The following is a 16,582-nucleotide window of genomic DNA, read 5'->3' as shown; positions in this document are numbered from 1 at the left end:
ATGACAGCGCGCAGCTTCCTCGACCTTGGCGATGCGGGCGGCGACGGGCTCGCCACGATCCTCCGCGACGCGCATGAGCGCAAGGCTGCGCGCGTCATATTTCCGCGTGGCAGGCCGGACAAGGACGCGCCGCTCGCGGGCCATGTCCTGGGCATGATCTTCGAGAAGAGCTCGACCCGGACACGCGTCAGTTTCGATGTCGCGATGCGGCAGCTCGGCGGCAGCGCGCTGATTCTCGATGCGGGGACGAGCCAGCTCGGGCGCGGGGAGAGCATCGCCGATACGGCGCGGGTGCTCAGCCGGATGGTCGACGCGATCATGATCCGGACGGACGATCACGCGAAAACCCAAGAACTCGCTCGCCATGCCGATGTGCCGGTAATCAACGGCCTTACCGATCGGTCCCACCCGTGCCAGATCGTCGCCGACCTGATGACGGTGATCGAGCATGGGAAGGCCCTGCCGGGGCTTGAACTCGCCTGGTTCGGGGATGGCAACAACGTGCTGCATTCGATCCTGGAGGCGGCAGGGATCTTCAAGTTCAACGTTCGCGTCGCGACCCCGGCCGGTTACGAGCCCGATGAGGAGTTCGTCGCCATGGCGCGCGCCAATGGCGCCGCGGTCACGCTGACGCAGGATGCCGCCGCCGCTGCCCGCGGCGCGGACGTGCTGGTGACCGATACGTGGATTTCGATGGGCCAGGAACACGCCGATGCGAAGCTGGCGGCGATGGAGCCTTTCCGGGTCGATGCCGCGCTGATGGCCGAGGCGAAGGACGAAGCGATCTTCCTCCACTGCCTGCCAGCCCATGTCGGCGACGAGGTGAGCGAAGACGTGTTCGAGAGCGAAGCATCGGTCGTGTTCGACGAAGCGGAAAACCGCCTGCATGCCCAGAAATCTATCCTGCGCTGGTGTTTCGCGCAGATCTGAGCCGCTTTCCGGCCGGGACTTAAAAACGCGCGCCGCCGCGCCCATATGCGCGGCATGAACGAACAATCCCCTTCGGCCGAACTGTTTATCGATCACACCCTGTCCTTCAGCCTGCCGGCGCGCAACGCACGTGGCCGTGCGGTGCGTATCGGGCCGGTGCTGGAACGCATCCTGTCGGCGCACAGTTATCCGCCGCCCATCCGCCACCTGCTGGCCGAAGCGGTGACCGTCACGGCGCTCGTCGGCAGCCTGCTCAAGGACGAGGGCAGCCAGCTCACCCTGCAGGCGCAGGCGAAGTCGGGACCGGTGTCGCTGCTCGTTTGCGATTACCGTGACGGGGAGCTGCGCGGCTATGTCGACTACGACCCCGCCGCTGTCGCTGATCTGGGCGTCGACCGGTCGCTGGAGCGTTTGTTCGGGGAAGGCTACCTCGCCGTGACGTTCGACCTCGCCGTTGCAGAGGAACGGTATCAGGGCATCGTGCCGCTGGCAGGCTCGTCGATTGCCGAGGCGTGCGAAACCTATTTCGACCAATCGGAACAAGTGCCCACCATGCTGCGGATCGCCGTCGATTGCGACGGCGACAACTGCATGGCCGCCGGCTTCCTGCTGCAGCATCTTGCCGAAGGCGAAGACGGCCGCGATCGGATTGCCACTCGCGAAGAGCACCGCGAATGGGAGCATGTCTCGATCATGGGCGGCAGCGTGACGGGTGAGGAACTGCTCGATAGCGACCTGTCGCTGGAATCGGTGATCTGGCGGCTTTTTCACGAGGAGGAGCAAGTCTTGGTCGAGCAGGGACCGCTGCTGCACCGCGGCTGCCGCTGCACGGTCGAGCATTTCGAATCCGTAATTGCCCGCTTCCCGAAGGACGAACAGGCAGAGATGCGTGACGAGGAGGGAACGATAACCGTCGATTGCGCCTTCTGTTCACGCAAGTTCGCTCTTGAAGCTTGAATCGCAATTCAGGCGCAATCGGGCCAGATGGCCGCAATTATTCGGCCTCGAGAAAAGGAGGCGATTATGTCTAGACTGACGGCGCTTGCCGCATTCTGCGCCTTGTCTTTCGCCGCAATCCCGGCGTCCGCGCAGGCGCCGGAACTGGCCATGCTGCGCTCGCTGGAAAAGGGCAGCTACGTCCTCAGGTTCCGCGATGGCGAACCGCCACAGCGCGTCTGCCTGCGAACCGGTAGCGAATTGCTGCAGATCGGCCATCCGGGCCTCGCGTGCAGATATTTCACGGTGAAGGACGGCGCGAAGGAGGTGGATGTGAATTACACCTGCCAGGGACGCGGATACGGTCGTACGCTCGTGCGCAAGGAGACGGACGGTCTCGTCCAGATCGATACCCAGGGGATTCGCGGCGGCATGCCTTTCGCATTGGACGTGGAGGCGCGTCGGACCGGCAGCTGCCGTTGATCCACCTACCGACGCTTGTCAGGCGCGCGCACCGCGTCTAGCCCAAGGGTCATGAGCAGCGGCCATTCCGAAACCACCGAAAGGCGCGGCGTGCTGCTGCTGTCCGGCGGACTCGATTCCATGGTCGTCGCCGGGCTGATGCGCGAACAGGGCTATGCGATCCACGCCCTCTCGATCGACTACCACCAGCGCCACCGGCGCGAATTGGACGCGGCGCGGGAAGTCGCTTCAGCCATAGGCGTTGCACGCCATGTCGTCCTGCCGCTCGACATGTCCAGGTTTGGCGGTTCTGCACTGACTGACGACATCGCGGTACCGAAGGACGGATTGGGCGGCGATATTCCCGTTACTTACGTACCCGCCCGCAATCTGGTTTTTCTTTCTCTGACCATCGCTTTTGCCGAGGCAGCGGGCGCGCGCGACGTCTTCATCGGGGTCAATGCGCTCGATTATTCGGGTTATCCCGACTGCCGTCCGGAATTCATCGAAAGCTTCGCCCGGACCGCGCATTTTGCCACCAGGCAGGGCGTCGAAGGGGAAGGCTTCACCGTTCACGCCCCGCTCCAGCATATGAGCAAGGCCGATATCGCGGCGGAGGCGGCACGGCTCGGCCTGGATGCAGGCATGAGCTGGTCGTGTTACGATCCGCGTGAAGACGGGCGCCCCTGCGGCGCCTGCGACAGCTGCCGGCTGCGCCGCGTCGGCTTTGCCAAGGCGGGGCTTGTCGACCCGCTGCCCTATCCGGCCGATGCGCCGCCAATCGGAGAGAACGCCTGATGTCAGCAATGCCCGGACAGGACAGCGAGCACACGCCCGCGACGTCTCCAGCCAACGACAAGGTGCCGACCTACAGCTGGTACGCTCTCAGCGTGCTAGTTCTGGTCTACGTGCTGAATTTCATTGATCGGCAGATCCTGTCCATCCTTGCGAACGACATCAAAGCGGATCTCGGGGTTGCCGACGATTACCTCGGCTTTCTCTACGGCACAGCCTTCGCCGTCTTCTACGCCCTTTTCGGAATTCCGCTGGGTAAGCTTGCCGATAGCTGGAAGCGTGTCCGACTGTTGAGCGTCGGCTTGTTCCTGTGGTCGACGATGACTGCGCTATCTGGCTTCGCAAAGAATGCGACCACCCTTACCGTCGCACGTATCGGTGTCGGGGTCGGGGAAGCGACCGCAAGTCCGTCGGCCTATTCGTTGATTGCCGACTGGTTTCCCGCCCGCCTGAGGGCCACGGCCCTCGCGATCTATTCCAGCGGCCTGTACATCGGCGGTGGCATTTCGCTGCTGATCGGCGGCCTGGTCGTCGAGAACTGGAACGAGGCCTATCCGGGAGGCGGGCCTCTCGGCCTTGTCGGCTGGCAGGCTGCGTTTCTGTCGGTCGGTATCCCGGGGCTGCTTCTCGCTCTCTGGGTGGTTTCGCTGAAGGAACCTGTCCGCGGCGCGATCGACGGTCTTCCGACTCCCGAGAACCCCAAGCCCTTCAAGGGTTTCTTCGAAGAATTGCTCGCGGTCATTCCTCCGTTCACGATCTTCGGCGCGGCAAAGCAGGGCGCGGGCGCCCTTTTGCTCAACCTCGCAGGGCTTGCCGCCTTTGCGATCCTCGCCGTCGTTCTGTCCAAGGTGACGGCCGGCGCGACATCGTCGATCGTTCCGGGAATTAGCGACCAGTGGCTGTTCCTCGGTGTCGGCTATTACGCCGTCTTCAGCTGGGCCACCGCCTTGCGCGCCCGCGATTATCCGACCTTCAGCCTTACCTGGGGCTCGCCCGCCTTCCTCACCGTGGTCCTCGGCTACGGCACGGTGGCTTTCATGGCTTACTCGGCATCCTACTGGGGTGCCCCTTTCGCCGAACGAAACCTGGGCGCTGCAAAGACCGAACTGGGCTGGTTCCTCGGCGCGCCTTCCGCTGTCGCCGGATTCCTCGGCGTGATTCTGGGCGGGCGTATGGCGGACTCTTTGCTCGAGCGGTTTGCCAACGGGCGGGTGATGGTCATCATGTTCGGCTTGGTGACGTCGCTGCCGCCGATCATCGTCGCATACACGACCACCGATCTGACGACCTTCTACGTCGCCAGCTTCGTGGCACAGATGACGTCCGCATCCGCGCTCGGCGCCGCCGCTGCAAGCAGCCAAGCGCTGGTCCTTCCGCGGATGCGCGGGATGGCGACGGCGATCTTCTTCCTTTCGACCACGCTAGTAGGCCTTGGCATCGGCCCGTTCATGGCCGGCTATGTCTCGGCCGTAACCCCGGGCGGCCTTAGCACCGGGATGCTTTCCACGCTGGTGGTCGCCCCACTCGGCTTCGTTCTGCTGCTGGCAGCACTGAAGCTCGTACCGGCGGCCGGTAACAGTGTCATCGAGCGGGCCCGAGCGGCCGGCGAGGAGATCGACTGAGATTCAGGAGAGCTGGCGCTCAGCGCCGGACGACCACGCCGCAGGCGATGCGGGATCCGGCATCGCCGGCCGGGTCGCTGGAATAATCGTCTGCACCTGCGTGGATCATTACGGCCGTGCCGTCGCCATCGAAGATCGCTGCAAGCGCGGCGTCCGCGTCGTCCGACACGACTGCGGTAATCCGGGCCGTGCCGTCGGCGGCGGCAGTCAGGTTTGGCAGGTCGCCCAAATGCGCGCCGGCCGGGTTATCCGTCCCATGCTCCCGACTATAGGGATTCAGGTGGCCGCCGGCGCTCTGGAACCCGGGTGCTTCGCAGGAGCCGGTCGTGTGAAGGTGGAAGCCGTGCGGCCCCTCGCTCAACCCCGCGAAGGCACCGGTGACGCGCAACTCCCCGGCGCCGGTGACATAGAACTGGGCTGTGCCCGCGGGTAGGCCGTTCGCATAGCTAAGCCGTGCTTCTGCTACGCGATCGGTCGGGACTTCCGAATAGGTGGCGCATCCGGCCGTACCCATCAGGGTAAGACTGGCAATACTGGCGGCAATGGTCTGGCGGCGCATGGTCGGCTCCTCGAGGCTGATTGTCATGCCACCAACGAAAAAGGGGCCGGATCGCTCCGGCCCCTTCTCGAATTTTTCGACGTGTCGAAGTGTTACATGCCCGAGTTGGGGCCGTACATGATTTCGACGCGACGGTTCTGCAGTTCGCGAACGCCGTCGGCGGTCGGAACGCGCAGGTTTTCTTCACCGAAGGCTTCGCTGGTGATCCGGCTTGCCGGGACCGAGCGGGCCGTCATGTATTCGCGGACCGAAGCGTTACGACGGGCTGCGAGGCCCATGTTGTATTCCTTCGAACCCGAAGTGTCGGTGTAACCGGCGAGCATGATGCGGGCGGTGCCGCAGTTGCCGTAAGCCGCGATAGCCTGGTTCAGCGTCTGTGCCGCTTCCGGAGTGATGTCCGACTGATCCCAGTCGAAGAACACGATATACGGGCCCGTCTCGCACGGAGCCTGGACGACCGGCGGGGTCGGCGGCGGCGGGGGCGGGGGCGGGGGCGGCGGCGGCGGCGGCGGCGGCGGTGCGGTCGGCACGATCACCGGAGCCGGGGTACCACCAAAGTTCACCAGCAGCTGGGCCAGCACCGAGTGGGTCGAAACGTCGAAGCCGACAGCGTCGCCGGTAATGGCGGCAGTGTCGATGTCTTCCACGTTGAAGTAGCGATACTTGACGCCGAGGTCGACGCGGTCGCTCAGCGGGAAGCGCAGGCCAGCGAGCAGCTGCCATGCGAATTCGTCGTAGTCTTCGTTAACGATGTAATTACCGCCAGCGCCGAGGTTCGAGAATTCGGTCTGCACTTCTGCGATACCGAGGCCGGCACCGGCGAAGAAGTTCACGCCGTCGTCGCTGCCGAAGTCGACTAGGCCGTTCAGCATGGCGCTGAAAATCTGAAGGTCGCCGTTCCCGTCAAACGTGCCCGGAGCCGAGCCCACGTTCGCGATGATCGTGTCGACGTTGGCCTTCTTCCACGAGCCTTCGCCTTCGATGCGGAAGCCGCCGAAGTCGTAGCCGACGATACCGCCGACGTCGAAGCCCATGTCGTGGTCGATTTCGACCGCGTTATCGATGGTAACAACACTATACTCGATATCGTCAGGGAACACGACGCCCCCTTCGATACCGGCATAAGCGCCAGTGTCTTGCGCCATTGCGGGCGCGGCGACGATGGCGCCGAGTGCGACTGCACTCAACAAATACTGCCTCATGTCCAATTCCCCTTGTGATATTACGGACGGCCTTCAACGGTCGCCCTTGCGATTGGTTTCGGACGCGGGAAAAAAATTTCCCCGTTACGCCCACTTAGGCGAGAAGGCCTGCTTCCCGCAAGAGTTGGCATATCTCGCCGATAGCCACCCGTGCTTCGTTGTCAACGCTCGTCCCGCCCGATGGGTCCGAGATAGAGGCGGGCTGTTGCCAACCTGCATCGAATCGCCGGAAAATCGCCAGATTCGCGTCGAATACGACCATTCCGGAGGAGGCTTCGAGGAAATGCCAAGCGCCTGACGCATAACAGGCGATTGCATCGTCGTGCCCGGTGAATATGCCGCTTGCCGCCGTGCCCACGATCCAGGCGTCCCCGTCTTGCGGATTGGCCGGCTGGGATGATGCTTCACCCAGGACGACGGGATGGACGAGGCAGTCGAGACGCACGATCGCTTCGTTGAGGGTCGCCTCCTTGGCCGCTCGTCGCACCATGCATGGCTGTGCTGAGGGCCGCGCAGGCTTTCGGGCTCCGCCGCGGAATACAGCATCGCTTCGGGCCCATGCGGCCAGCGCAGGCGCCGCAGCGAAGGTTCGAACACCGGCCGTCTCTCCGGCGGGCCGACCGACATGAGACCGCTTTCGCCTTCCACCATCACCGCGCGCACTTCGCCCAGCGATGCGCCGACCAGCGCGATGCGGGCTTGTTCGTCGGTTTCGGCAACGCTCCTGACCCACCCGGCACCCGCCCTTGTCTTGCCGAAACCGCGACCGGCCATGATCAGCCATGTGCGCCAGTCGCCATCGGGCGGGAGCTGCCCGTCATGCGCGCTGTTGCCGAAGTGCCAGTCGAATTCATCCTTGTCCGGCTGCGACAGGCTTTTCACGAAGCGGTCCAGTTCCTTCGGCAGCGCTGCGGGATAGATTTTCGAGCGATTCATTGCGGCGCGCCGTCCCGATTGCCGCGCTCGGCGCGTTGGCGGGCCGCCACCTGCTTGCGCAGCGCCTCCACCTTGCGGTCGATCGAGGCGCGCACGTCTGCCGCGCTGACATGGCTGCGCTTCGCCCACTCGCGCGCCGCCGTTTCCCGATGAGCACCCAGAAGGCGCAGGGCGTTGGCGACGTCCATCTTCCGTTCCGGATCGGGATCGCGCAGATGACCGAGCACCTCCATCTCAAGGTTCAGATACCCTTCGTAGAGGGCGGCCTGCCAGGCCGAAGCGAATGGCCTGTCGGTGCGGCGCGCCGCATAGGCTTCGCTTGCCGGCACATTCACGTGCCGGGCGGCCGCCGACACATTGGAGGTTTCCGCAAGGGCGACCAGAAAGGCCTGCCGCCACTTGCGCAGAGTTGGCGCGCCCACCGGGCCGGGTGTTTCGCCAACGCATCTCGCGGCGATTGCTCCGGCTTTCGCTTCGTCCCAGCGCTTTGCGAAGCCGGGACAGGTTTCGCGTCGCTTGTAGGGCGTCCTCTCGGAAACGCCCGCTTCGCGCGCCGCCCGGGCGACAACTCCGGAGCGACCTAACGCTTCTATAAACGGGTCTTCCCAAGCCGGCTGAACAGTCTTCGTGCGCGCCATGGTGTGTTTCCTCCCGCCCGGCGACAGCGGACACGAAAAAGGCGGCTACCCCTGCCGGAGCGCCGCCCAGACCCTTTCGGTCTCGAATCACACTATCGCGATGTTCCGTATCTCTAACCAAAGAGCGTGACGATGTCAATAAAAAAGTGCCAAATAGGTTATACGCTCGCGATTGCCAACGCGCGTCGCCTCGCCTAATCCGCAGCAGACGCTCCCGCCGCCCCGGCGGGCGGGATACGGGATCGCTGCACATGATCAGCCGCTGGCTGCGCGCCTTGTACGACTGGGTGATGGAAAAGGCCTCGCACCCCCATGCGGAATGGTGGCTGGCCTTCTTCTGCTTCATCGAGGCGAGCTTTTTCCCGGTGCCGCCGCATCCGTTGCTGGGGCTGATGTGCCTGGCAGAGCCGAAAAAGGCGATCCGATTCGGCCTGATCGCCACTGCTGCCAGCGTGATCGGCGGGCTGTTCGGCTATGCGATCGGTTACCTGCTGTTCGATACGGTGGGCGTGCCGCTGCTGACCGCGATCGGGCTGATCGACAGCCTGCCGGCGGCGCAATGCACCTTCGACCAGTACGGCGTCATCGCGGTCATCATCGCGGCCGCAACGCCCGTTCCGTTCAAGCTACTGACGATTACCGCCGGCTTCCTCGGCATGGCGCTGGTGCCGTTCATCCTCGCCAGCATCGCCGGGCGCGCGCTGATCTTCCTGACGGTGGGTATCCTGTTCCGCGTGTTCGGCCGCCCGATCAAGGCGTTCATCGAGAAGTATCTCGGCCTCGTCACCACCGCCTTCGTCGTTCTGGTGGTCGGGGGCGTCCTGGCCATCACCCAGCTGGGTGGCGGCGGCGGCGAGGATGATCCCTGCGCCGCCGCGCCCGTCGAAGCGGCCGCCTAGCCTTCGAATGTCGCGTCGAGCGTGATCTCGGCGTTCAGCAGCTTGGAGATGGGGCAATTGGCCTTCGCCTTGTCCGCCAGCTCCATGAATTTCGCCTCGTCCAGCCCGGGCACCTTGCCTTTCAGGCTGAGCGCGGACTTCGTTACGGTGAAGCCGTCGCCGTCCTTTTCCAGGCTGACTTCCGCGTCGGTGGTCAGCGTGCCGTCCTCGTGCCCCGCGTCGGCCAGCTGGAACGCCAGCGCCATGGTGAAGCAGCTGGCGTGGGCCGCTGCGATCAGCTCTTCGGGGTTGGTGCCGTTGCCGTCTTCGAAACGCGTGTTGAAGCCATAGGGCTGGGCGGACAGCGCGCCCGATTCCGTCGACACGTGGCCCTTGCCGCTTTTGCCGAGGCCTTCATAGGTTGCGCTGCCGTGTTTCTTGATCGTCATGGTTTTCTCCTTCGGGGAGGAGACGGGCGACGCGCCCTTGCGGTTCCGCGCGCTAGATGCCGAAGGCTTTCAGCACCGCATCGAAGGCGCCTTCCAGCCCGGCGCGCACGCCCTTGCGGCGGCCGGCCATCGGCGCTTCCTCGATCACCAGGATGCCGGGCTCAGCCCCATCGACATCCGCCACCCGGTCGCGGAACAGTGGCTCCCGCCCGAAGAAGTAGGGGAGGAAGGTCTCGCTGCGGGTGACCGTGTAGGCGGTGTGGGCGGAGAAACCGACCAACTGGTCCTGGCCGAAGCGGCGCCCGCCGGTCGCAGGCTCGATCCGCACTCCGCGGCCGCCTTTCACGATCAGCGCGCCGGGCCCGTGGAAGACGAGATAGCGAAGCTGGAAGGTGAGCCAGGCGTGCAGGCTGAACAGCCGCCACCGGCTGCGGACCGGCATCGGCTGCCCTTCCGGCTGGACGATGGCCGCCAGCGCGCGCGGCTGCATGACAAGCGCGGAGCCGCGCGGCAGGTCGATCCGGGCGATTTCGGCAAAGGGGTCTTCGCGCGCGGAGATCCCGTAGGTCCCGCCCGCCCCGCGTGCCCGGGTGAGGAAGGCCATGCCGCTCGCAAGGCTGGTGAGGACGCTGCCCCAGCTGAGCAGCCACTGCGTGCGCATGTCCGCGCCGGCAGGGCTCGATTGCAGATAGCTTTGGCGGACCAGCAATTCCTCGCCTTGTGCCAAAGTGACCGACAGCGTCGGCCGCGATCCGCCCTCGGCCTGCGGCACGATGCCGAGCCCGCTCGGCACGGCAAGGCGGATCGGCGCCCCGCGCGCGACGATGGGGGCGAACACATAGTAGAACAGCACCCTGATCGTGAACGGGATGAGCAGCACGGCAAGCAGCGCCAGCAAGGCGCGCAAGGCGATGTCGCGCAGGGTCGTGTCGGAAACACCGGCGGCGGGATCGGGCAGAGGCGCGGCGAGGATGTCCTGCGCCTCCGCCAGCCGGGCCCGCGCCTCGATCACCGCGTCGCGTGCCGCCAGCCCGCGTTCCCGGGTCGCGGCCCGGCTTTCCGCAAGATCGCATGTGCGTCGGCGTTCGCTGTCGAGGCGCGCGCGCTGGAGCAGGAAGATCTGCCGTGCGGCGCGGTCCAGCGCCTCCCGCTCGTCGAAAGCTTCCAGTTCGGCGGTGGCATCGCGGCACAGCCCGCGCGAGATCGCGATGGCCCGTTCGGTCGGGATGCGGCGGTATTCCTCGAGCGCGCTTGTCGCCCTTGTGACCGCCGCCTGCCGCGCATCCTTTTCCCGCGCCAGGTCGATAGCGGCAAGTTCCGCTTCCACCGCCGCGCGGCGCAATTGGAGCCGTTTGCGCGCGAGGATGCGCGAGGGGCGAATGGAATCGAGCCAGCCGCCACCTTCGGCAAGCTCGCCGTCGATGGCCGCGCGCTCCTGCACCAGGGCGCCGCGCCGCTCGGCCAGCCCTTCGCTGCCGAGAGTGCCGGCCTCGGCAACCCGCGCTTCCAGCCCGGCCTGCGCCGCCTGCCGGTCTTCGGCCAGCTGTTCGCGCACCGCCTCCACGCTCATCGCGTCGTGCCGCAGGCTCTCGCCCGACAGCCCCCCGCGCACCGCGGGCCACGCGAACACGAAGAATGCGATGCCGGCGAACAGCAACAGGTAGAGCAAGCCGGTCCGCCCCAGCCACGCGAGCACCGCCCTCACCGGATCACTCCCACAATGTTCGCCCGCTGTGCCAAGCGCCCCTTATCGGGCCTGCGCACGCGAAGGTAAACGGTGCGGTCCAGGATTCGTACCGGTCGCCGCTATTATTTCGATCTCGGCGCGGCGCCCAATTCCTTCCCGCAACATTCCTGTTCCTTTTCTGGCCCTTGCAACCTAATTGTTCGTTCGGGGGACGGGGCAAGACATGGCAACGAAAACTACCGCGTCGGTGGAGGCGATCCTCGACGCAGCCTTGAGCGACGCGGCCTATCGCAAGCTCGTGCGGGAATACGCCGATATGGTCGGTGCGCACGGCTTTGCATCGGGCTGGGCGACAGGGCCCGCGGTGGAGGCGATGTTTGTCTACGAGAATGCGTGGACGCCCGAAATGGTCGCTCGCTACCACGCCGAATACGCCGCCCGCGACGTGTGGACCCACGCCATGCTGGTCGATCCCCGCTTCGATAGCTTCATCCGCATGAGCGAGCTGGTTGCGCCGGCGGTCTACGCGGCATCGCCCCTGTGGACCGAATTGCTCGAGCCGAATGGCGACGATTCCTTCCATGCGCTCGGCCTGAAGACACGGCTTGCGGGCGGGTTTGGCGGGCTGACGTTCTATCGCGGGCGAGCGGCGGGCGATTTCACCGATGCCGTACTGGCGGCGATCCGGCCTGACGAGGCGATGCTGGCCCGGCTGGTGGCGATCCGCGCCACTGTCGCCATCGGCGCGGCGCATGCGGATACGTGGGAAAAGGTGGCGGACAGTTTCGCCGGCGAAGTGCTGGTGATTGCCGCCGACGGGCGCGTCATCCAGGCTAACCGGCCGGCGGAGACGCGCCTCGCCGATGCGGACGGCCTGTTGCTCGATGCAGGCCGCCTCGCGGCGAGCGACCCCGACGAGGCGCCTCTCCTTGCCGCGGCGATCACCGGATTGCTGGCCGCGACGGGAGCGGGCACGGGCACCATCACCATCACCGACAAGGCCGGCGCGGTCCTGCGCTTCCAGCTGCTGCGGATCGCATCGGCCCACGGCGCGCGGCTGCTGATGCTGGGCGAATTGCCGCAATTCATCACCCCGGCCACCTTGGCGCACCTCCAGCGCGCCTTCGCCTTGTCGCCGGCCGAGGCCGACGTGATCGCGGCGCTGGCCGGCGGAGCCAACCTGGCCCAGGTCGCGGCGCATCGCGGCTCGACCTACCAGACGGTCCGCACCCAGTACCGCGCCGCGCTGGCCAAGCTCGGCTGCCGCCGCATGCCCGAAGCCGTCTCGATCCTGAGGCGCTTCTTGCCGGTCAGCGCCTAGGCGGACCAGCCGATCAGATAATCCCCACCGCCTTGCCGGCGCGTTCGAACATGCCGAGGATCGTCGTGACTTCCTCCTCGGAATGTTCGGCGCACAGCGAACAGCGTAGCAGGGTCATGTTCGCGGGCGTTGCGGGCGGGCGGGCGAGATTGACGTAGAGGCCTTCCTTCAGCAGCGCCTCCCACATCATGGCGCCCTGCTGCAGGTCGGGCATGATGACCGCGATGATCGCGCTTTGCGGTTCCTCGGTGCCCAGCTGGAAGCCGAGTTCCTTCAGCCCGGCATGCAGGCTGCGCGAATTTTCCCACAAATGCGCGCGCTTGTTGCTGCCGTGCATCAGCTTGCGGATGCTGGTGGCTGCGGTGGCGACCACCGCGGGCGGCAGGCTGGCGGTGAAGACGTAGGGGCGGCAGACCAGCCGCATGATTTCGAACTTCGGGTGGTTGGACACGCAGAAGCCGCCCACCGTGCCGACGCTTTTCGAAAACGTGCCGATGATGAAGTCGCAATCGTCCATCACGCCCTGCTCTTCGCAGACGCCGCGGCCGTTTTCGCCGATGAAGCCCATCGAATGCGCCTCGTCCACCAGCACCATTGCGCCGTTTTCCTTGGCGATGCGGACCATGTCCTTCAGCGGGGCGACGTCGCCCAGCATCGAATAGACGCCTTCCAGGATCACCAGCTTGCCGGCGCCTTCGGGAATGCGCTTGAGGCGCTTTTCCAGCGCCTCGATGTCGTTGTGCTTGAACGGCACGATCTCCGCATCGCCCAGCTTGCAGCCGTCGTAGATCGAGGCGTGGCTGTCGATGTCGAGGACGATGTAGTCGCCCTTGCCGGCGATGGTGGAGATGATGCCGAGATTGGCCTGGTACCCGGTCGAGAAGACCATGGCATGGTCCATGCCGTAGAATTCGCGCAGCGCGTCCTCGCACTCCTTGTGGCCCTGGTAAGTGCCGTTGAGGACGCGGCTGCCGGTGGTGCCGCTGCCGAAATCGCGCAGCGCCTGTTCGCCCGCCTCGATCACTTGCGGATCGAAGGTCATGCCCATGTAATTATAGGTGCCGAGCAGGATCGTGTCGCGCCCGTTGCAGATCGCCCGGGTGGGGCTGAGAACCTTTTCCATCACGAGGGAGAAGGGATCTTCCAGCCCGGAATCGAGCAGCGCCCTGCGCTGTGCGATGATCGGGTCGAACTTGGAGAACAGGTCCTTGTCCCCGCCCTCCAGCTCCTGCGGCTGGTCGGCCTGCGAAACGCCCTCGCTCATGGCGTCAGTCCGCCTGCAGCTTGGTGACGGCGTCGACCAGCTGGCCCCAGGTTTCGATTTCGGCCTGCTGGTTCATCGAGATGAGGATGTCGAATTCGTCCTCGATCGCGGCGACGAAATCCATCACCGTCAGGCTGTCGAATTCGAGGTCGTTCTGGAAAGTGGTGTCTTCGGTGATCGCGATGCCCTTCTTGTTGAAGGGCTCCACCAATGAGCGGATCTTGGCGTCGACTTCGGCTCTGTCCATGGGGAGGATGCTCCTGAAACTGTCTGACCTCGCGCCAAAGCCCCGCCGGCGGCGCAAGTCAAGGAATCCGTCAGGCCGGGGCCGCGCTGGGGGTGGCGCTGGGCGCCGGTGCCAGCAGCGCGTTCACCGCCTGCATGAACGGCCCGATGCTGACCGGCTTGGCGAGGTAATTGTCCGCCCCGGCATCGCGGATCTTTTCCTCGTCGCCCTTCCCGGCATAGGCGGTTACCGCCAGCACCGGCACGGCCTTCAGCGCCGGATCGCGGCGGATTTGCGCAATCAGGTCGAGGCCGGAGATATTGGGCAGCTGGATGTCCATAATGACGAGATCGGGGCCGAAGCGGCGCATCGCCTCCAGCGCCTGGCTGCCGTCGGCGATGGGCATGACGTCGTGCCCGCCCGCCTTCAGCACGTCGCCGAACAGCTTGCGGTTGAGATCGTTGTCCTCGACAAGCAGGATACGCTTCGTCACTCGTGGGTTGCCTCCGGTGATGGGCCTCACCACCTAGCCCCCGAGACAGGAGCTGACAATTCTTCGCGACCGATCTTCACCGACTGCTGCCGACCCGCATGCGCTGGCCCTCGCCGTGCTCGGCTGGGTGCTGGGGGACGATGACCGCGCCCACCGGCTGCTCGCGCTGACCGGGCTGGACGCTGCCGATTTGCGTGCCGGGCTGGGCGATCCTGCCGTGCTCGGCTCCGTGCTGGAATTCCTGTCGAACCACGAACCCGACCTCGTCGCCTGCGCCGATGCGCTGGGCGTCGAGCCGCAGGCGATCGTCGCCGCGAAACAGGAGCTTTCCGCATGAATCCTTCCCAGAACAGGCCCCTTATCGTTTCCGATTGCGACGAAGTCCTGCTGTTCATGGTCGGCCCGTTCCGCGACTGGCTGGACGAGACGCAGGGCGTCGACTTCACCGTCGGCAGCAACAATTTCGCCGAGGCGATGCGCTGGCGGGACAGCGGCGAGCCGGTCGGGGAAAAGGACATCTGGCGCCTGCTGCGCGCGTTCTTCGATACGGAGATGGGGCGCCAGACGCCGATCCCCGGCGCGGTGGAGGCCCTCAATACGCTGAGCGAACACGCCGACATCGTGATCCTGACCAACCTGACGGACAACCACCGCGAGATGCGGGCGCAGCAGCTGGCCGCCCACGGGATCGAGGCGAAGGTCTACACCAACCAGGGGCCCAAGGGGCCCGCTTTGGCGGCCATCGTGGAAGAGCATGCGCCGAGCGAGGTCTATTTCATCGACGACCTGCCGCAGCACCATAAATCCGCGCGCGAGACCGTGCCGCACGTCACGACGCTGCACCTGTGCGGGGAGCCGGAGCTGGCGCCGCATATCGATTGCGCGCACGAGGCGGGCCACGCCGACGCGCGGCTCGACAGCTGGGCGGAAGCGCTGCCGTGGCTGCTGGAGCGGGTGGTGAAGAACAGGGAGGCTGCCGCATGAGCATCGAAGACACACTGGCCGCGCGCGGCATCGTGCTGCCGAAGGCCGCGGCCCCGGTCGCCAGCTATCGTCCGGTGATGATTCACGGCGGGATCGCTTATGTTTCGGGCCAGCTGCCGTTCGTGAACGACCAGCTCGTCACCGGCACGCTGGGCAACGATGTCGGGCTCGACCGGGGTGTGGAGGCCGCGCGCGCCTGCGGCCTGATGATCCTCGCCCAGCTGAAAGAGGCGCTGGGTTCGCTCGACCGGGTGGAACAGGTGCTCAAGCTCGGCGGCTTCGTCGCCAGCGACCCGCATTTCACCGACCAGCCCAAGGTGGTGAACGGGGCGAGCGACCTGATGGCGGATATTTTCGGCGAGGCCGGACAGCACGCCCGCAGCGCCGTGGGCGTGCCCGCCCTACCGCTCGGCGCCGCTGTGGAAGTGGACGCGATCGTTGCCGTCAAGCCTGCTTGATCGCCTGCTTGCCCCGGCGCCCAAGCCATCGCGGGTCGCGTGGCTGGCGCAGCAGGAATACGCCCACCGGGGATTGCACGACGACGGGCGGATCGAGAATTCGCGCAGCGCCTTCGCCGCCGCGATCGAACGCGGGCTCGGCATCGAATGCGACGTCCAGCGCACGGCGGACCGCGAAGTCGTGGTCTTCCATGACTGGACGCTGGAACGGCTGACCGGCGCGGCGGGCGAAACCGCGAAATACAGCGCGAAAGTGCTCGCCGCCATGCCGCTGAAAGGCAGCAACGACACGATCCAGACGCTCGCTGCTTTCCTCGACCAGGTCGCGGGGCAAGTGCCCGTGCTCGTCGAGATCAAGTCCAAGGACGACCGCCGGGTCGTTACCCCCTGCATGGCTGTGCGCCGCGCGCTGGAGGGTTATCGCGGCAAGGCGGCGGTGATGAGCTTCGATCCGCGCGTGTGCCGCTGGTTTGCGGCGCATGCCCCCCACATCGTGCGCGGGCTGGTGGTGACGGAAGAAGGCCACCGCACGCTCATGGGTCGCCTGCGCCGCCATCTCGCCCTGTGGCACGCGCGGCCCGATTTTCTCGCCTACGACGTGCGCGACCTGCCCAGCCGCTTTGCCGAAAGCCAGTGGCGGCGCGGGCTGCCGCTGCTCAGCTGGACCGTGAAGACGCCCGAGTTGCGCCGCGCAGCGCTGGACGCGGGCGCAACGCCGATCGCCGAAGCGCAAGGCTTCTGA

General features: G+C 65.8%; 20 protein-coding genes and 1 pseudogene. 11 read left to right on the top strand and 10 right to left on the bottom strand.

What is annotated here, in order from left to right; translation table 11 throughout:
• From argF to VCJ71_RS08965, 5 genes are all read left to right on the top strand, one after another.
• Positions 1-930: an ornithine carbamoyltransferase gene (argF, locus tag VCJ71_RS08985; RefSeq protein WP_324640627.1), complete on the top strand. Its 930-nt coding sequence runs from the start codon at positions 1-3 to the stop codon at positions 928-930.
• Positions 931-984: 54 nt separating this feature from the next.
• Positions 985-1,887, top strand: coding sequence for an Hsp33 family molecular chaperone HslO (gene hslO, locus VCJ71_RS08980; RefSeq protein WP_324640626.1), 903 nt, complete (start codon positions 985-987; stop codon positions 1,885-1,887).
• A gap of 66 nt (positions 1,888-1,953) precedes the next feature.
• Positions 1,954-2,349: a hypothetical protein gene (locus VCJ71_RS08975; RefSeq protein ID WP_324640625.1), complete on the top strand. Its 396-nt coding sequence runs from the start codon at positions 1,954-1,956 to the stop codon at positions 2,347-2,349.
• A gap of 51 nt (positions 2,350-2,400) precedes the next feature.
• Entirely contained in the window at positions 2,401-3,126 is a 726-nt protein-coding gene (gene queC / locus VCJ71_RS08970; RefSeq protein WP_324640624.1) for a 7-cyano-7-deazaguanine synthase QueC, read from the top strand.
• An 8-nt stretch (positions 3,127-3,134) separates the two neighbouring features.
• Complete coding sequence (locus tag VCJ71_RS08965) at positions 3,135-4,745, top strand: MFS transporter (RefSeq protein WP_324640919.1); 1,611 nt, start codon at positions 3,135-3,137, stop codon at positions 4,743-4,745.
• A gap of 19 nt (positions 4,746-4,764) precedes the next feature.
• On the opposite strand, the gene VCJ71_RS08960 is transcribed toward VCJ71_RS08965, so the two are convergent.
• The 5 genes and pseudogenes from VCJ71_RS08960 to VCJ71_RS08945 form a co-directional block, all read right to left on the bottom strand.
• Complete coding sequence (locus VCJ71_RS08960; RefSeq protein WP_324640622.1) at positions 4,765-5,331, bottom strand: superoxide dismutase family protein; 567 nt, start codon at positions 5,329-5,331, stop codon at positions 4,765-4,767.
• Between the two features lie 65 nt (positions 5,332-5,396).
• Positions 5,397-6,506 (bottom strand): OmpA family protein, encoded by a 1,110-nt coding sequence (locus tag VCJ71_RS08955; RefSeq protein WP_324640620.1) that lies wholly within the window; start codon positions 6,504-6,506, stop codon positions 5,397-5,399.
• A gap of 94 nt (positions 6,507-6,600) precedes the next feature.
• Positions 6,601-6,996, bottom strand: a complete 396-nt coding sequence (locus VCJ71_RS12795; protein WP_416379164.1) for a DUF2793 domain-containing protein — start codon at positions 6,994-6,996, stop codon at positions 6,601-6,603.
• Positions 6,997-7,043: 47 nt separating this feature from the next.
• A pseudogene (locus VCJ71_RS12790) lies at positions 7,044-7,280 on the bottom strand (terminase large subunit domain-containing protein); the annotation flags it as partial.
• A gap of 158 nt (positions 7,281-7,438) precedes the next feature.
• A complete protein-coding gene (locus VCJ71_RS08945) occupies positions 7,439-8,080 on the bottom strand; it encodes a hypothetical protein (protein WP_324640618.1) in 642 nt (213 codons plus the stop codon).
• Positions 8,081-8,331: 251 nt separating this feature from the next.
• Here VCJ71_RS08945 and VCJ71_RS08940 point away from each other — a divergent pair, with 251 nt between their 5' ends.
• Complete coding sequence (locus VCJ71_RS08940) at positions 8,332-8,979, top strand: YqaA family protein (protein WP_324640616.1); 648 nt, start codon at positions 8,332-8,334, stop codon at positions 8,977-8,979.
• Here VCJ71_RS08940 and VCJ71_RS08935 read toward each other — a convergent pair.
• Positions 8,976-9,407, bottom strand: a complete 432-nt coding sequence (locus tag VCJ71_RS08935) for an OsmC family protein (protein WP_324640615.1) — start codon at positions 9,405-9,407, stop codon at positions 8,976-8,978. The genes VCJ71_RS08940 and VCJ71_RS08935 overlap by 4 nt on opposite strands.
• A gap of 52 nt (positions 9,408-9,459) precedes the next feature.
• A complete protein-coding gene (locus VCJ71_RS08930) occupies positions 9,460-11,112 on the bottom strand; it encodes an AIM24 family protein (protein WP_324640614.1) in 1,653 nt (550 codons plus the stop codon).
• A gap of 205 nt (positions 11,113-11,317) precedes the next feature.
• On the opposite strand from VCJ71_RS08930, the gene VCJ71_RS08925 reads away from it, so the two are divergent.
• Positions 11,318-12,415: a helix-turn-helix transcriptional regulator gene (locus tag VCJ71_RS08925; protein ID WP_324640612.1), complete on the top strand. Its 1,098-nt coding sequence runs from the start codon at positions 11,318-11,320 to the stop codon at positions 12,413-12,415.
• Between the two features lie 13 nt (positions 12,416-12,428).
• Here the strand turns inward: VCJ71_RS08925 and spt are convergent, their stop codons facing one another.
• The 3 genes from spt to VCJ71_RS08910 all read right to left on the bottom strand — a co-directional run bounded on the left by spt (position 12,429) and on the right by VCJ71_RS08910 (position 14,398).
• Positions 12,429-13,679 carry a serine palmitoyltransferase gene (spt, locus tag VCJ71_RS08920; protein ID WP_324640611.1) on the bottom strand — a complete coding sequence of 417 codons (1,251 nt, stop codon included), beginning with the start codon at positions 13,677-13,679 and terminating at the stop codon, positions 12,429-12,431.
• A 4-nt stretch (positions 13,680-13,683) separates the two neighbouring features.
• Complete coding sequence (locus VCJ71_RS08915) at positions 13,684-13,926, bottom strand: acyl carrier protein (RefSeq protein WP_324640610.1); 243 nt, start codon at positions 13,924-13,926, stop codon at positions 13,684-13,686.
• Between the two features lie 70 nt (positions 13,927-13,996).
• Positions 13,997-14,398, bottom strand: coding sequence for a response regulator (locus tag VCJ71_RS08910; protein ID WP_324640608.1), 402 nt, complete (start codon positions 14,396-14,398; stop codon positions 13,997-13,999).
• 52 nt (positions 14,399-14,450) lie between these two features.
• On the opposite strand from VCJ71_RS08910, the gene VCJ71_RS08905 reads away from it, so the two are divergent.
• Genes VCJ71_RS08905 through VCJ71_RS08890 form a run of 4 tightly spaced genes read left to right on the top strand, consistent with a single transcriptional unit; the run spans position 14,451 to position 16,582 of the window.
• Positions 14,451-14,735: a DUF3572 domain-containing protein gene (locus VCJ71_RS08905; RefSeq protein ID WP_324640918.1), complete on the top strand. Its 285-nt coding sequence runs from the start codon at positions 14,451-14,453 to the stop codon at positions 14,733-14,735.
• Positions 14,732-15,382 (top strand): HAD family hydrolase, encoded by a 651-nt coding sequence (locus VCJ71_RS08900; protein ID WP_324640607.1) that lies wholly within the window; start codon positions 14,732-14,734, stop codon positions 15,380-15,382. The genes VCJ71_RS08905 and VCJ71_RS08900 overlap by 4 nt, the downstream gene beginning before the upstream one ends.
• Complete coding sequence (locus VCJ71_RS08895) at positions 15,379-15,840, top strand: RidA family protein (protein WP_324640605.1); 462 nt, start codon at positions 15,379-15,381, stop codon at positions 15,838-15,840. Before VCJ71_RS08900 ends, VCJ71_RS08895 begins: the two co-directional genes overlap by 4 nt.
• Positions 15,821-16,582, top strand: coding sequence for a glycerophosphodiester phosphodiesterase family protein (locus VCJ71_RS08890; RefSeq protein ID WP_324640603.1), 762 nt, complete (start codon positions 15,821-15,823; stop codon positions 16,580-16,582). The genes VCJ71_RS08895 and VCJ71_RS08890 overlap by 20 nt, the downstream gene beginning before the upstream one ends.

It is taken from the genome of Pseudoblastomonas aquimaris (genome assembly GCF_035481675.1).
Lineage (GTDB): Bacteria > Pseudomonadota > Alphaproteobacteria > Sphingomonadales > Sphingomonadaceae > Alteriqipengyuania_B.
This window is presented reverse-complemented; position numbering and strand designations above follow the sequence as displayed.

What these genes read in the sequence shown, in the direction of transcription:
- VCJ71_RS08935 (WP_324640615.1), bottom strand. Translation starts at nt 9,407, where the DNA reads ATGACGATCAAGAAACACGGCAGCGCAACCTATGAAGGCCTCGGCAAA.
- VCJ71_RS08960 (WP_324640622.1), bottom strand. Translation starts at nt 5,331, where the DNA reads ATGACAATCAGCCTCGAGGAGCCGACCATGCGCCGCCAGACCATTGCC.
- queC (WP_324640624.1), top strand. Translation starts at nt 2,401, where the DNA reads ATGAGCAGCGGCCATTCCGAAACCACCGAAAGGCGCGGCGTGCTGCTG.
- VCJ71_RS08925 (WP_324640612.1), top strand. Translation starts at nt 11,318, where the DNA reads ATGGCAACGAAAACTACCGCGTCGGTGGAGGCGATCCTCGACGCAGCC.
- VCJ71_RS08945 (WP_324640618.1), bottom strand. Translation starts at nt 8,080, where the DNA reads ATGGCGCGCACGAAGACTGTTCAGCCGGCTTGGGAAGACCCGTTTATA.
- spt (WP_324640611.1), bottom strand. Translation starts at nt 13,679, where the DNA reads ATGAGCGAGGGCGTTTCGCAGGCCGACCAGCCGCAGGAGCTGGAGGGC.
- VCJ71_RS08895 (WP_324640605.1), top strand. Translation starts at nt 15,379, where the DNA reads ATGAGCATCGAAGACACACTGGCCGCGCGCGGCATCGTGCTGCCGAAG.
- VCJ71_RS08900 (WP_324640607.1), top strand. Translation starts at nt 14,732, where the DNA reads ATGAATCCTTCCCAGAACAGGCCCCTTATCGTTTCCGATTGCGACGAA.
- VCJ71_RS08915 (WP_324640610.1), bottom strand. Translation starts at nt 13,926, where the DNA reads ATGGACAGAGCCGAAGTCGACGCCAAGATCCGCTCATTGGTGGAGCCC.
- hslO (WP_324640626.1), top strand. Translation starts at nt 985, where the DNA reads ATGAACGAACAATCCCCTTCGGCCGAACTGTTTATCGATCACACCCTG.
- VCJ71_RS08940 (WP_324640616.1), top strand. Translation starts at nt 8,332, where the DNA reads ATGATCAGCCGCTGGCTGCGCGCCTTGTACGACTGGGTGATGGAAAAG.
- argF (WP_324640627.1), top strand. Translation starts at nt 1, where the DNA reads ATGACAGCGCGCAGCTTCCTCGACCTTGGCGATGCGGGCGGCGACGGG.
- VCJ71_RS08975 (WP_324640625.1), top strand. Translation starts at nt 1,954, where the DNA reads ATGTCTAGACTGACGGCGCTTGCCGCATTCTGCGCCTTGTCTTTCGCC.
- VCJ71_RS08965 (WP_324640919.1), top strand. Translation starts at nt 3,135, where the DNA reads ATGCCCGGACAGGACAGCGAGCACACGCCCGCGACGTCTCCAGCCAAC.
- VCJ71_RS12795 (WP_416379164.1), bottom strand. Translation starts at nt 6,996, where the DNA reads ATGGTGCGACGAGCGGCCAAGGAGGCGACCCTCAACGAAGCGATCGTG.
- VCJ71_RS08955 (WP_324640620.1), bottom strand. Translation starts at nt 6,506, where the DNA reads ATGAGGCAGTATTTGTTGAGTGCAGTCGCACTCGGCGCCATCGTCGCC.